The sequence below is a fragment of the Actinosynnema sp. CS-041913 genome (assembly GCF_050942485.1).
GTDB lineage: Bacteria > Actinomycetota > Actinomycetes > Mycobacteriales > Pseudonocardiaceae > Actinosynnema.
Window position 1 is genome coordinate 897,787 of record NZ_CP192037.1, and the last position, 13,795, is coordinate 911,581.

Genomic DNA, 13,795 nt, shown 5'->3' on the forward strand with positions numbered 1-13,795 from the left:
CTCCGGGTCGCTCCAGCGCTCCCGGTAGGTCTAGCCCTTTCGGTCGGTCCAGTCCCTCCGGTCGAGTGCGTACTCGACTTCGCCCTGCTCGGAGCCGGGGATCGGGTCGGGCCAGTCCTGGAAGAAGGTCCGCACGAAGCGCAGACCGGCCTTTTCCATGACCCGGCGCGAACCCGAGTTCACCGCCATCGTGGTGGCGAACACCCGGTGGACACCCAGCTCGCGGAAGCCCTTGTCCACCAGCGCCCGGGACACCTCGGTCGCGTAGCCGACACCCCAGTGCCCGCTGTGCAGCCGGTAGCCCAGCTCGCGCACGCCCGGCTCGGTCTCACGGAACTCGAAGGCCCCGATCAGCTCACCGGTCGCTTTGTCGACAGCCGCCCACCAGCCGGTGGCCTTGAGGTAGCGCGGCAGCAAATCCTCCTCCACCGCCGCGCGGTCCAGTGGCCGCCCGCCCTCCAGGTACCGCATCACGGCAGGGTCGGCGTGCAGGCCCGCCAAGGCATCCACATCGGACGCCGCGAAGTCCCGCAGCACCACCCGTTCGGTTTCCAGGAACATGAGGCCGAAGATGCCTCAGCTATCCTTGGTTGCCAACCGCATTGCCGACAGCGACAGTCCGATCAGGATGTAGCACCCGGCCAGCGCGGTGCTGTTCCAGAGCTGCTCGGTCGGCAGCGGATCCCGCATCACGTCGATCAGGCCTTCCCACCCCGAGGTGATCAGGTACGGCTGCAACCAGTCCAGCGCGCTGAACAGCCCCAGCACCGCGGACACGATCACGCCGGCCATCGTCGCCGCCATCACCACCAGCGGGTGCTCGGTGCACGCCGAGATCGCCATCGCGATCGCCGCCACGCCCCACACCTGGATCGTCACCAGGACGATGGTCAGCGCGATCCGCCCCAGCGCGTCGATGAAGGGCAGGGTGTTGCCGGACAGCGTCAGCATCCCCTGCCCGCCGAACAGGATCACGCCGGTGATGGCGCCGACGAACGCGATCAGCGTCACCGCGAACAACGTCATGGTGGCTACGCCGAACGACTTGATGGCCAGCAGCCGCAGCCGCCCCACCGGCGAGAGCAGCAGACCGCGCAGCGTGCCGTGCTGCGACTCGCCCGCCAGACCGTCCGCCGCCCAGATCGCTCCGACCAGCGGCAACAGCAGCGGCAGCGCGAGGAACAGGGTGAAGATCGGCAGCACCAGCCCGTTGCCCGCGATGATCGCGGCCAACCCGGGCCCGCCGGCGGCGCCGTCGCCGTCCACCGCGAACCACAGCCCGATCCCGGCCAGCACCGGCACCAGGCACAGCGCGGACAGCCCGATCACCGTCCGCGGCCGACGCACGATCCACCGCAGCTCGGACCGGAGCTGGCGGCTCAGCGGAGCACGGGTCGCGACCAGAGTGCTCATCACGCGTTCTCCTCGATCGTGTCCACCGCGGACAGTCCCTCGTCGACTTCCTCGGCCTCGGTCAGCCGGGCGAACAGCTCCTCCAGCCCGGTCCGCTGCCGCCGCGCCTCCCACACCGGGATGCCGGCCTTGACCAGCGTCTCCAGCACGGCGGGCGGGGTGGTGCCGATCAGCTCGACCCGCAGGCCGTCGTCACTCGGCCGCGCCGAGATCCGGCCGTCCCGCAGGACGTTCAGCGCCTCCATCCAGTCCGGCGTGACCACCAGCAGCGCGCTGCTCTCGGCCTGGAGCAGGTCGGCCAGGCCGCCCTGGGCCACCACGGTGCCGCGGTGCAGCACGGCCACGTGGGTGCAGGTCGCCTCGATCTCGCTGAGCAGGTGCGACGACACGACCACCGTGGTGCTGCCGTTGCGCAACTCGGCGATGACGTTGCGCACCTCCCGCGTGCCCGACGGGTCGAGCCCGTTGGTCGGCTCGTCCAGCACGATCAGCTTGCGCTCGACGAGCAGCGCGGACGCCAACCCGAGCCGCTGCTTCATGCCCAGCGAGTACCCCCGGTACCGGCGGTGCGCGGCCGAGGCGAGCCCGACCCGCTCCAACGCGTCCTCCACCGCCTGCTTGATGGAGCCGGTGGCGAGCAGCGGCTCGAACGCGGCGACCCGCCGGAGGTTCTCCCGCCCGGACAGGAACGGGTGGAAACCAGGACCCTCGACCAGCGCGCCGACATGCGGCAACGCCGCCGCGATGCCGTCGGGCAGCGCCTTCCCCAGCAGCTCGACCTCCCCCTCGGTCGGCCGCACGAGCCCGAGCAGCATCCGGATCGTGGTGGTCTTGCCCGACCCGTTGGGGCCGAGCATCCCGAGCACCGAGCCCTTCGGCACGTCGAGATCCACCCGATCCACCGCGACGGTGCGCCCGTACACCTTGCGCAGCCCTCGCGTGCGGGCCGCGAGGACCGGTGCGTCACCGGCGTCGGCCGCTTCCGTCCGCGCGCTGGTCGAGGTGGTCATGCGGTCTTCTCCCATACCTGGTCCGCGGCCTGGTGGGCAGCGGGGTGTATTCGCCTGTCCTGGCGGGCCATGAAGTCCGTTCCCTGGTGGTCTCGGCGGCGCGAGTGCGCCGGTCGGCACCCGACTGCCAGTGGTGTCGTCACTGCCGCTGAGGTCGTCCGGCATCGGACCGCCGGACGCTCCGCTTGTGTCGGCTGTGTTCGGGTCGAGCGCTGTGGGCGCTCGGCCGGTGTCGGGGCCGTGTTCGGGCCTGTGGTCTTGTGCGTTGTGCCTGCGCCGACGGCATCGCGTGCGTTGGGCGGCCTGGGTGTGACGACTACCCGCGCACCAATCGCCACCGACTGCGGATGCTGACCCCTGGCCTGCGGGATTTCCTGGAGTTGCCGGCGCCGACCCGTCAACGCGCCGAGCACGTCGCGGCGGTCGACCAGCTTGCCGCGTTGTCGGACGAACGCCGGCCCGGCGCCAAGGCGGTGCCCGCCGGCCCGGACAACGACATCGCCCTGGCGGCCTCCCGGCTTGGTCGGGCGGTTGCCGCCAAGCTGGGCGGTAGCCGGGTGGCATCGGTCCGGGCCGTCCGCACGACCATCCGCGTACTGGACAAGACCATCTCCGACGCGGTGCGCACGCACCCCTACTCGCCGCTGAGCGCCGCGCTGCCCTGCATCGGCACCGTCAACCTCGGTCAGGTCTTCGGCGGGGGCGGCCCCATCCTCGAACGCGAGGGCTGCTGCTCCCGGCTCGCCGCTGAGACCGGTACCGCCCCGGTCACCCAGGAGTCCGGCAGTCACCGCCAGGTCGACTTCCGAGACGCGGTCAACCGTCGCGTCCGCCGAGCCCTGACGGTCTCCGCCGACAACAGCCGTCACGGCGGCGACTGGGCCGCCGCGATCTGCAACGACGCCCGAGCCCGTGGCGACCGCTATTCCCACGCCGTGCGCGTCCTCGCCCGCGCCTGGCTCCGTGCCGGGAGGTCCGGAGGCTCGTTCCATGCCGGCCGGAGCGCGGTGTGTGGTGTGACCGGTGTGGAGTGTGTCCTGGTGGGCCATGTCGGACCTCCTCTCTGGTGGCTGGAGCGCGGTAGTGGCGGGTTGCGCGGTGGGTGGTCGGTTGGTTTGCGACTGGTTGGTCAGGTTCGTTGGTCGGCCGTCGGTGGAGTGGTGGTTGATTGGACGGTTGTGGTGTGGCGGCCGGTGGGTGTGGTGGCGCGCCGGCCGCTGGGGCGCGACGTCGGTTGGTCGGGGTCGACGCCAAGAGGCTGAGGCTTGGCGTCGGCCCTTGGCGTCGGCCCTTGGCGTCGACTCCGGTGGCTACTTCACCTGGGCGATGGCTTCGGTGAGCACCTGCTCCGGGACCGCGCCGGCGGCCACTCGGCCGTCGTTGGCCAGGAGGATGCCGCCCACCCTGGTGGTGATCAGGGTGCCGGTGCCCCAGGGGCCGCTGATCTGCTTGCCCAGTTGCTTGAGCAGGCCCTGGACGTCCACGTCTTCCTGCTTCTCGTGGCCCTCCCACTTACCGCCTCGGTCGGGCTGCCGGCCGGCCAGGCCGGTCAGGGCGTCGATCGGCGCCTTCGCGGTCAGCACGACATCCCAGCCGTCGCCGTGGACCTGGGGGTTGGCCTCCTTGAAGGCCCCTTCCGCCAGGGACTTCTCCTCGGCGGTCGGCTCCCTCATCTCGGGCTCCTGCACCTTCGCGCCGGGCGGCGGGGTGAAGGCGAACAGGCTCGCGTCCTGCGGGCCCACGTTCAGGTCCGCGAAGCCGACCTGGACGGCCGGGTTGTTGGTGCCGTTGGTCAGCACCGCCAGGCGCAGCGGGACGCGCAACTCCGAGTCGATGGCCACGCGGATCTCGCGCAGGACCGTCCGCTCCGTCGGCTTCGGGGTCAGCACCAGCTCGTAGACGGGCCTGCCTGCCACGCGGGCCGTGCCGTCGACGCTGATGTCGCTGAACTCCTTGACCTTCGCCACGACCTCGCGCGACAGCGACACCGGGTCCGTCGGCACGGACTTCTCCGCCTCCGGGGCCGGCTCCAGCTTCGGCTCGGCCAGCGCGCCGTGCGCCAGCTTCGTCACCGTCTGGTCGGCCGAGTCCCACAGCCAACCCGTCTGGCCGTCGTCCACGAACGTCCGCTCGGCATCGCCCGCCGGTAGCTGCACCCGCACGCGGCCCTCGCCGTCGGTCCACATCCGCAGCTTCGACTCGCCGTCCGAGAGCTGCGGGAGGCCCGCGATGCCGGGGATGCCCAAGTCGTTGTTCACCTCGACCGCGCCGCCGAACGCGGCGGGCTTGGCGGTGAGCACCGACTCCACCAGGGACTCCGCGCTCACGTCCGGCAGGACGGGAGCGGGCCCCGCACCGGCGGGCATCGCGAGCACCCCCAGGCCCGCGGCTCCGGCGACCACGCCGACCGCCGCGGCGACCACGGTCACCTTTCTCCGGTTCATGTGTCCCCTCCTCCAAGGGCGTCGGCCGACCGGGCGCCGGTCCGACATCTCAGACGTTCCTCGGGCTGGGCTGAGATGGCGCTGAGAGTGGCCGCGAGGCTGAGAACGGACTGAGGATCCTGCGCCGATTGTCCTCCCTTGCGGGCATCCTGTGCACGTGAGGCCAAGGGTGCTGGTAGTTGACGACGAGGTGGGCGTGCGGCGCGCACTTGAGCGCGGCCTGTCCGCGGAGGGTATGGAGGTGGTCACGGCCGCCGACGGCCCGAACGCACTGCGGGTGGCGCTGACCGGCGCGTTCGACGTGGTGCTGCTGGACATCATGCTGCCCGGCCTGAGCGGCTACCGGGTGCTCCAGCGGATGCGCGCGGAGGGCGTGCGGACGCCGGTGCTCATGGTGTCGGCGAAGGACGGCGAGGTCGACCAGGCCGACGGGCTGGACCTGGGTGCGGACGGCTACCTGGTCAAGCCGTTCAGCTTCGTGGTGCTGGTCGCGCAGGTGCGGGCGTTGCTCCGGCGCAACCAGGCCGACCTGGCCCGGCGCAAGCTCAAGCTGGGCGACCTCATGGTGGACCGGGCGGTGCGCGAGGTGAGCTGGGCGGGCGAGCCGGTGAGCCTCTCGCCGCGCGAGTACGCGGTGCTGGACGTGCTGGCCAGCCGCGCGGGCTCGGTGGTCACCAAGGACGAGTTGCTGCGCACGGTGTGGGGCGACGAGCAGGCGGCGACCCGCAACGCGGTCGAGGTCTACGTCGGGTACCTGCGGCGCAAGCTCGACGCGATGGGCGCGGGGGAGGTGGTGCGCACCGTGCGGGGCCACGGCTACCTGGCCTCGACGCCTGATTTGGACGCGGCGCTGGACTCGACGGCCGCCAGGCGCAGGTGAACCCGCGCCGCTGGTGGCTCCGGCGCACGCTGCGGTTCCGGATCACCGTCGTGTCGACCGGCGTGGCACTGCTGTGCCTGCTGGCGCTGACCCTGCTCGCCCCGAGCCTGATCGGGATGGTGCAGGTCAGCGCGGTGGACGCCGAGCTGGAGCGAGCCGGGGCGGTGCGCGTGCTGGACACGGCGGGCAACCCGCTGGACGGCGGGCCGAAGCCCGACCTGACCGCGCGGGACATCCGTTGGCTGAAGTCCGGCGAACCGGTGCTGCGCGTCGACGGGGCCAGCGCCCACCGCTGGATCGGCCGCGTGGTGTTCACCGCCGACGGCACCCCGCAGTTGCACGTCGCGGGCGACACCCTGGTCGGCTACCGGCAGGCCAACGAGCTGGGCACGAAGTGGCTGGCGGTGGCGGCGGTGCTGGTCGCGGGCCTGGTCGGCATCGCGACCTGGCTCTCGGTGCGGTCGTCGCTGCGCCCGGTGGAGCGGATGCGGGTCGCGGCGGGCCAGCTACCCAGGGGTGAACGGCTGCCCGTGCCGGCCGCGCGGGACGAGCTGCAAGCCCTCGCCGAAGCCCTCAACGCCCTGCTGGCCAGGCGTGACGAGGCCACCGAACGGCTGCGCCGGTTCACCGGGGACGCCGCGCACGAGCTGCGCTCGCCGGTCACGTCCGTGCGCGCCCAGGCCGAGGTCGCGGTGGCGCACCCGGACCCGGACTTCTCCATCGAGGTGCTGGAGTCCGTGGTCGAGGAGTCCGAACGGCTGTCGAACCTGGTCGACGCCCTGCTCCTGCTGGCCCGCGCGGACACCGGCGAGCTGCCCCGCGCCGAACCGGTCGACCTGGTGCTCCAGTCGCAGGCCGCGGTGGAGCGGATGCCGAAGACCGGGCTGCTGGTGTCGATCCACGCCCCGATCGGCGCGTGCCTGATCCAGGCGGCCCGGACCGAGGTCGAGCTGGTGCTGGACAACCTGATCCGCAACGCGACCCGCCACGCGCAGACGTTCATCCGGATCTCGGTGCTGCCCGCGCCGCGCGAGATCCGGCTGCTGGTGGACGACGACGGCCACGGCATCCCGCCCGAGCACCGCGAGAAGGTGTTCGACCGGTTCTACCGGGTCGAGTCGGACCGGGGCCGCGCGACCGGCGGGTTCGGGCTGGGGCTGGCCCTGGTCGCGCACCTGGTGATGCGGCGCAAGGGCACGGTCCGGGCGATGGAGTCGCCGGAGGGCGGCGCGCGCCTGGAGGTGCGTTGGCCCGCCTACCGGTGATGGGAGGATCGGTTTCGTGCCAGAGCTGAGAGCGACCACGCTGGTCGACGCCCCGTTGCGGACCGTCGCGGCGGCCCTGCTGGACGCCCGGCTGCTGGCGCGGTCGATCCGCGGCCTGGGCGTGCGCATCGGCGGCGGGCCGGTGCTCTACGTGGGCGCGGAGCTGGCCGGCTCGGTCGGCCCGGTCAACGGCACACTGCTGGTCACCAGGGCGGACACCACCGGCGTGTCGGCGGAGCTGGTCGGCGGGCCGCTGCCGAAGTTCGTGCTGCTCACGGACCTGCTGCACACCGGCGGCGGCACGATGGTGGTCGACTCGGTGGAGTGGTCCAGCCCCGGCGGGCCGTTCGGGCGGCTGGCGGACGTGATCGTGGGGCGCGGGCTGGCGTTGAAGGTGCTCCAGGCACGGGCGAGGGCGGTGTCCGCGCGGAGCCGCGAACTGGTGGTCGCGAAGGTGGTGGTGGGCGCGGCGATCGTGCGGGACGGTCGGCTGCTGGCGCAGCAGCGCGGGTATCCGGCGGACCTGGCGGGCCGCTGGGAGCTGCCGGGCGGGCGGGTCGAGCCGGGGGAGGCCGACCACGCCGCCGTGGTGCGGGAGAGCGAAGAGGAACTGGGCGTGGCGGTCGTGCCGGGCGACCAGATCGGGCCGGACGTCCCGCTGCGGTCGGACCACCTGCTGAGGGTGTTCCGGGCGGACCTGGCGGACGGCGAGCCGCGGGCGCTCGACCACCGGGCGGTGCGCTGGGTCGGCGCGGACGAGCTGGACGGCCTGGACTGGCTGCCCGCCGACCGCGTCCTGCTGCCCGCCCTGCACGACCTGTTGACACCGCGCGAGTAGCCCCGACCTGCGCGGCATCGGGTGCGCCCGCGTCGGGATCGCTCCGGACAGGGCGGAACCGGCTCCGGGCAGCAAGCAGGTCTGCCGGAGCCGGGTTCCGGGGCCGTGCGTTCAGCCCAAGCCCGACATGCGCAGGGCCGCGTCCAAGCGGTGGCCGCAGCGTTCCCGGGAGCGTTCCGCGCCGTGCGCACGGACCCGGTCCAGCTCGGCCGGGTCGTCCAGCAGGGCCTGGGTCTTCTCCCGCACGCCGCGCAGCTCCTCGACCACCGCCTCCGCCGTGGCCTCCTTCAGCTCGGCGTAGTCCGCCAGCGACTCCGCCAGCTCCGCCGGGTCCTTCGCCGTGCACGCGGCCAGGATCTCCAGCAGGTTCGCCACCCCCGGCTGCGTGTCCGGCGCGTACCGCACGGCCCCGAGGTCGTCCGTCACAGCCCGCTTGATCTTGCGGCGGACCAGGTCGGGCGAGTCGAGCACGAACACCGTGCCGGCCGCGTCCTTGGCGGTCTTGGCCATCTTGCGGGCCGGGTCGGTCAGGTCGCGGACCCGCGCGGCGGTCGGCGGCACCACGGACTTCGGCATCACGAACACCTCGCCGTACGTGCCGTTGAACCGCCGGGCCAGCACCCGCGCCAGCTCCACGTGTTGCGCCTGGTCGTCGCCGACCGGCACCTCGTGCGCGCCCTGCAACAGGATGTCGGCCGCCATCAGCACCGGATAGGTGAGCAGGCTCAGCCGCACCGACGACCGCCCGGCGGACTTCTCCTTGAACTGGATCATCCGCGCCGCCTCGCCGTACGTGCAGGTGCACTCCAGGATCCAGGTCAGCGCGCCCAGCTCGCGGACCAGGTCGGACTGCACCGCCACGGACCGCGGATCGACGCCCGCGGCGATCAGCACCGCGAGCTGTTCCCTGGTCAGGGAGCGCAATCGGGCCGGGTTGTGCGACGACGTCATGGCGTGGAGGTCGCTGATGAAGTACACGTCGTCGTCGGTGCCCTCGGCAGCCCACCGCCGGATCGCGCCGAGGTAGTTGCCGAGCTGGACGGGGCCGGACGGGGTGATCGCGGACAACCTGATCATGGGGGCTTCCCTTCGGGGTGTGCCCGCCGGACCAGCCCCCGAACGCACGAAGGCCGCCCCAGCGGGCGGCCAGCGTTTCGTCAACGCACGGTTCTCACGGCCGCCGGAAGGCGGACCACCAGAACGGGTAAAAAGTGCGCATAGCCGCGATTGTAGCGTGTTTCACCCATGTCTCAGGGGTCTACGATTTTTCTATGTACATCGTGCTGCTGGAGTACATCAAGCCACTGGACGAAGTCGACTACGCCTTGCCGGAGCACGTGGGCTGGCTGAACAAGCAGTACGAAGCCGGGTACTTCCTCGCCTCCGGACGCCAGGTGCCCCGCGTGGGCGGGGTGATCATCGCCCGGCCCATGCCGCGCGGGAAGCTGGACGCGCTGCTGGCCACGGACCCGTTCGCGGTGCAGAAGCTGGCGCGCTACCGGGTGGTGGAGTTCCAGGCCACCAAGACCGCGCCGGAGCTGGCCAAGGTCAACGAAGCCGCGTTGACCTGACCGGCGGTGCCGACCCGCCGCCCGGTCCGACCTGGTGGCGCGGGATCAGGCGGCCTTTTTCGCGGCCTTGCGGGCGGCTTTCCCCGCTTTCTTGATCGCTTTCTCCCGTGCTTTCCGCAGCGCCGTGACCGGACAGCGCCGGCAACGGGGTTCCGACCGGCAGCACTTCTTCTTGATCTTGCCCACGTGACGCCTTCCACTCGTGCGGGTGACCACACAGCGGGTGAGGCTGACCTCACTGCCAGCTCAGGTGTGGTATTGGCGGTCGGCCCGGTAGGCTGTGAGGTGGCTGCGCGCGATCACTGTCCGGCGCCTGCCCATCCTCGACAGTAAGCTCTAGGAGTTCCGCGTGCCCACGGCCACCGCGTCGATCAAGGAAACGCTGGTCCGCAACGACCTGCGCAACGTGGCGATCGTCGCGCACGTTGACCACGGCAAGACCACTCTGGTCGACGCCATGCTCCGCCAGTCGGGAGCCTTCTCGGAACGAGCCGAACTCGTCGACCGGGTGATGGACTCCGGCGAGCTGGAGCGCGAGAAGGGGATCACGATCCTCGCCAAGAACACGGCGGTGCGCCGGCACACCGGCGGCGGCGTGGTCACCATCAACGTGGTCGACACCCCCGGCCACGCGGACTTCGGCGGCGAGGTCGAGCGCGGCCTGTCCATGGTCGACGGCGTCGTGCTGCTGGTCGACGCCTCGGAGGGCCCGCTCCCGCAGACCCGCTTCGTGCTCCGCAAGACGCTGGCCGCCGGCCTGCCGGTCATCCTGGTGGTGAACAAGGTCGACCGCCCCGACGCCCGGATCGCCGAGGTCGTCGACGAGGCCCACGACCTGCTGCTGGACCTGGCGACCGAGGTCGGCGCGGACGACTCCGTGCTGGACCTGCCGGTCGTCTACGCCTCGGCGCGGGCCGGCCGGGCGAGCCTCACCCAGCCCGCCGACGGCGGCCTGCCGGCCGAGGAGAACCTCGACTCGCTGTTCGAGGTGCTGCTCACCCACATCCCCGCGCCGACCGGTGACGCCGACGCGCCGCTGCGCGCGCTGGTCACGAACCTGGACGCGTCCTCGTTCCTGGGCCGGATCGCGCTGTGCCGGATCGAGTCCGGTCGCATCCGCAAGGGCGAGACGGTGTCGTGGTGCCGCGAGGACGGCTCGGTGCAGAAGGTCCGCATCACGGAGCTGCTGATCACCGAGGCGCTGGAGCGCGTCCCGGCCGAGGAGGCCCGCGCGGGCGACCTGGTCGCCATCGCCGGCATCCCGGAGATCACCATCGGCGACACGCTGGCCGACGTGGACAACCCGGAGCCGCTGCCCCGGATCACCGTGGACGAGCCCGCGATCTCGATGACCATCGGCGTGAACACCTCGCCGCTGGCCGGTCGCGGCGGCGGCACCAAGCTCACCGCGCGGCTGCTCAAGTCCCGGCTGGACTCGGAGCTGGTCGGCAACGTGTCGGTGCGCGTGCTGCCCACCGAGCGCCCGGACACCTGGGAGGTGCAGGGCCGCGGCGAGCTGGCGCTGGCCATCCTGGTCGAGCAGATGCGCCGCGAGGGCTTCGAGCTGACCGTCGGCAAGCCGCAGGTGGTCACCAAGACCGTCGACGGCAAGCTGCACGAGCCGTTCGAGCGGCTGACCATCGACGCGCCCGAGGAGCACCTCGGCTCGATCACCCAGCTCCTGGCCAACCGCAAGGGCCGGATGGAGAACATGTCCGGCCACGGCAGCGGCCGGATCAAGCTGGAGTACGTGGTGCCGTCGCGCGGCCTGATCGGGTTCCGCACCGAGTTCCTCACCGACACCCGGGGCACCGGCATCGCCAACGCCGTGTCCGAGGGCTACGGTCCGTGGGCCGGCGAGATCCGGACCAGGCACAACGGCTCGCTGGTCGCCGACCGGTCGGGCTCGATCACCGCGTACGCGATGATCCAGCTCGCCGACCGGGGCACGTTCTTCGTGGAGCCGGGCGCGGACGCGTACGAGGGCATGGTCGTCGGCGAGAACCCGCGCGCCGAAGACCTGGACGTGAACGTCTGCCGCGAGAAGAAGCTGACGAACATGCGCACGTCCACCGCCGACGTGATGGAGACGCTGGCCCGGCCGCGCAAGCTCTCGCTGGAGGAGGCGCTGGAGTTCTGCGCCGTCGACGAGTGCGTGGAGGTCGCGCCCGAGGTCGTCCGGGTCCGGAAGGTCATCCTGGACGCCAACCAGCGCGGTCGCGAGCGCAACCGCGCCAAGCTGCGCGGCTGATCAGAGCCTCGGAACGCGCCCCTCGGCACCTCTGCCGGGGGGCGCGTTCGCATGAGGGCGCGCAGCGCACCCTATTAATCGCGCAGCGCACCCTATTAATAAGGTGCGACCGCGGGGTGCGACCGCCCACACCGGTCAACCGGACCGTGCCCGCGCCCGTCCTACCAAGGTGAAATTCGGGGTCCTCGGTCCACTCTCAGGAACGTCTGGCACGCTCGTGCCCATGACTCGGTCTGGGGGGACCCGCCTGCGCGCGACGGCTGTGGCAGTGGTCGCGCTGTTCGTGGTGTCGGCGTGCTCGGTCACGCCGCCGCCACCGCTGGTGCCGTCCACGCCGGGCATGACCGTCGTGCCGAAGGAGAAGCTGAACGAGATCGTCGTCGGGGTGGACGACGTGAAGGGCAGCTACAACCCGCACACGATGGCCGGGCAGTCGACCGTCACCACGGCGCTCTCCTCACTGCTGCTGCCCAGCACCTTCCGGACCAACACCGACGGCAGCCCCCGCGTCGACCTCGACCTGCTGGTCGGCGCCGAGGTGACGAAGGCCGAGCCGTACACCGTCACGTACACGATCCGGCGGGACGCCTCCTGGTCGGACGGCGCGCCGATCGCCGCCGAGGACTTCGTCTACCTCTGGGAGCGGATGCGCGAGGAGCCGGGCGTGGTGGACCCCGCCGGCTACCGGCTGATCTCCGACATCGCCTCCCGCGAGGGCGGCAAGGTCGTCGAGGTCGTCTTCACCACCCCCTACCCCGGCTGGCGCAGCCTGTTCGCGAACCTGCTGCCCGCCCACTTGCTCAAGGACGCGCCCGGCGGGTGGCCCGCCGCGCTCACCGACAGCTTCCCGGCCACCGCCGGCCCGTTCGCGGTCCGCACGCTCGACCAGCCGCGCGGCGAGATCATCCTGGAGCGCAACGACCGGTTCTGGGAGCGGCCGACCGCGCTCGACCGCCTCGTGCTGCGCCGGGCGACCCAGCACGAGACGGTCGAGGCGCTCGAAACCGGCGGCGACCAGGCGGCGCTCATCCGGGCGGACGCGATCGCGGTGCGGGACGTCGAAGGCCTCGCCCGGACAACGCCCCTGACAACGGCCGTCGTCCCCCGCGCGGAGGTCGTGCAGGTGCTCGCCCGGCCGGCCGCGCCGCTGATGGCCGATGTCCGGGTCCGGCAGGCCGTGCTGAACGCGCTCAACCGCGACGAACTCATCTCGATCGGCAGCCACAACGGCCCGAGCGCCAAGCTCAAGGCCGACTCCCAGGTGGTGCCGCCGACCAAGGCGGGCTACCAGCCGACCTTCCAGCCGAACCCGACGCCGGTCGCCCAGCTCCTCACCGAGGCCGGCTACACCCAGCAGAACGGCCAATGGTTGCGCGATGGCAAACAACTTGCCCTCACCATCGCCGCACCGGCCGGTGTCGAGCCGTATGTGACCGTCGCAAGCCAGGTGCAACGTCAACTGTCATTGTCCGGAATCGCCGGACGCGTCCTTACAACGCCGCCCAATCAGTTGTTCGGACGTGATCTCTCCGGCACGGCGACAACCAACGCCGAGGTGGTCGACATTGCGGTCGTGCCCCGTGTCGACACCGGTGATTCGGCCGCGACGCTGGCTTCCGCATTCGGCTGCCGCACCTCCTCGGGTGAAGCCGGTACACCCATTCCGGCGAATCTCTCGGGATTCTGTGATCAAGCCGTCCAGCCCGTGATCGAGGACGCGCTGACCGGGAAGGTGCTGCTGTCCGACGCCCTCGCGCGGGTCGAGCCGGTGCTCTGGCAGCAGGCCGTCGCGATGCCGTTGTTCCAGGTAGCGGACCTGCTGGTGGTCCTGCCGCAGGCTCAGAACGTGACCGCGGGCGCCCCGTTCGCGGGACCGCTGAGCGGCGCGGCCACCTGGCGCCGGGAAGGCCGTTGACCGTTAACTAGTCTCATTGAGTGAAGTTCACCCGACTTCGGGGTGCGTTCACCCGGCGATATTGACAGTATTCCCCTCGTCCGGTTAACAAACGCTCCCACGCGGTAACGATGGAGTAGCTTGCTGCTACCAGCGTGTCACCCTTTGGTCACGATCGGCCCGGGGGGAGTGACCCTGCTTGCGGCGACTTCTTATCGTGCTGCAACGG

The 13,795-nt window shown here is 71.5% G+C and carries 13 protein-coding genes; 7 read left to right on the top strand and 6 right to left on the bottom strand.

Translation table 11 applies throughout. From position 1 onward, the window contains the following. Positions 1 to 30: 30 nt before the first annotated feature. Genes ACQPZF_RS04445 through ACQPZF_RS04455 form a run of 3 tightly spaced genes read right to left on the bottom strand, consistent with a single transcriptional unit; the run spans position 31 to position 2,423 of the window. The gene (locus ACQPZF_RS04445; RefSeq protein ID WP_433268511.1) at positions 31 to 561 is read right to left on the bottom strand and encodes a GNAT family N-acetyltransferase; all 531 of its coding nucleotides are present in this window, start codon (positions 559 to 561) and stop codon (positions 31 to 33) included. Between the two features lie 15 nt (positions 562 to 576). Next, complete coding sequence (locus ACQPZF_RS04450; RefSeq protein ID WP_433268513.1) at positions 577 to 1,413, bottom strand: ABC transporter permease subunit; 837 nt, start codon at positions 1,411 to 1,413, stop codon at positions 577 to 579. After that, positions 1,413 to 2,423: an ABC transporter ATP-binding protein gene (locus ACQPZF_RS04455; protein ID WP_433268515.1), complete on the bottom strand. Its 1,011-nt coding sequence runs from the start codon at positions 2,421 to 2,423 to the stop codon at positions 1,413 to 1,415. The genes ACQPZF_RS04450 and ACQPZF_RS04455 overlap by 1 nt, the downstream gene beginning before the upstream one ends. 347 nt (positions 2,424 to 2,770) lie before the next feature. Between ACQPZF_RS04455 and ACQPZF_RS04460 the strand changes: the two genes are divergently transcribed. Then, entirely contained in the window at positions 2,771 to 3,685 is a 915-nt protein-coding gene (locus ACQPZF_RS04460) for a hypothetical protein (RefSeq protein ID WP_433268517.1), read from the top strand. 48 nt (positions 3,686 to 3,733) lie between these two features. Here ACQPZF_RS04460 and ACQPZF_RS04465 read toward each other — a convergent pair whose 3' ends face one another. After that, complete coding sequence (locus ACQPZF_RS04465) at positions 3,734 to 4,867, bottom strand: LolA family protein (RefSeq protein ID WP_433268519.1); 1,134 nt, start codon at positions 4,865 to 4,867, stop codon at positions 3,734 to 3,736. A 157-nt stretch (positions 4,868 to 5,024) separates the two neighbouring features. Here ACQPZF_RS04465 and ACQPZF_RS04470 point away from each other — a divergent pair, with 157 nt between their 5' ends. The 3 genes from ACQPZF_RS04470 to ACQPZF_RS04480 are packed head-to-tail and all read left to right on the top strand — an operon-like array spanning position 5,025 to position 7,850. Beyond that, entirely contained in the window at positions 5,025 to 5,747 is a 723-nt protein-coding gene (locus ACQPZF_RS04470; RefSeq protein WP_433268521.1) for a response regulator transcription factor, read from the top strand. Beyond that, positions 5,744 to 7,012 carry a sensor histidine kinase gene (locus tag ACQPZF_RS04475; protein ID WP_433268523.1) on the top strand — a complete coding sequence of 423 codons (1,269 nt, stop codon included), beginning with the start codon at positions 5,744 to 5,746 and terminating at the stop codon, positions 7,010 to 7,012. Before ACQPZF_RS04470 ends, ACQPZF_RS04475 begins: the two co-directional genes overlap by 4 nt. Before the next feature lie 16 nt (positions 7,013 to 7,028). Continuing rightward, a complete protein-coding gene (locus tag ACQPZF_RS04480) occupies positions 7,029 to 7,850 on the top strand; it encodes an NUDIX domain-containing protein (protein WP_433268525.1) in 822 nt (273 codons plus the stop codon). 111 nt (positions 7,851 to 7,961) lie between these two features. Here ACQPZF_RS04480 and trpS read toward each other — a convergent pair whose 3' ends face one another. After that, positions 7,962 to 8,927 carry a tryptophan--tRNA ligase gene (gene trpS, locus ACQPZF_RS04485; protein ID WP_433268527.1) on the bottom strand — a complete coding sequence of 322 codons (966 nt, stop codon included), beginning with the start codon at positions 8,925 to 8,927 and terminating at the stop codon, positions 7,962 to 7,964. A gap of 194 nt (positions 8,928 to 9,121) precedes the next feature. On the opposite strand from trpS, the gene ACQPZF_RS04490 reads away from it, so the two are divergent. After that, positions 9,122 to 9,421: a YciI family protein gene (locus ACQPZF_RS04490; protein ID WP_433268529.1), complete on the top strand. Its 300-nt coding sequence runs from the start codon at positions 9,122 to 9,124 to the stop codon at positions 9,419 to 9,421. Positions 9,422 to 9,466: 45 nt separating this feature from the next. Here ACQPZF_RS04490 and ACQPZF_RS04495 read toward each other — a convergent pair whose 3' ends face one another. Further along, positions 9,467 to 9,607 (bottom strand): hypothetical protein, encoded by a 141-nt coding sequence (locus ACQPZF_RS04495; RefSeq protein ID WP_433268532.1) that lies wholly within the window; start codon positions 9,605 to 9,607, stop codon positions 9,467 to 9,469. Between the two features lie 163 nt (positions 9,608 to 9,770). Between ACQPZF_RS04495 and typA the strand changes: the two genes are divergently transcribed. Continuing rightward, complete coding sequence (typA, locus tag ACQPZF_RS04500) at positions 9,771 to 11,672, top strand: translational GTPase TypA (protein ID WP_433268535.1); 1,902 nt, start codon at positions 9,771 to 9,773, stop codon at positions 11,670 to 11,672. Between the two features lie 223 nt (positions 11,673 to 11,895). Beyond that, complete coding sequence (locus ACQPZF_RS04505; RefSeq protein ID WP_433268538.1) at positions 11,896 to 13,587, top strand: ABC transporter family substrate-binding protein; 1,692 nt, start codon at positions 11,896 to 11,898, stop codon at positions 13,585 to 13,587. The last annotated feature ends 208 nt before the right edge of the window (positions 13,588 to 13,795 follow it).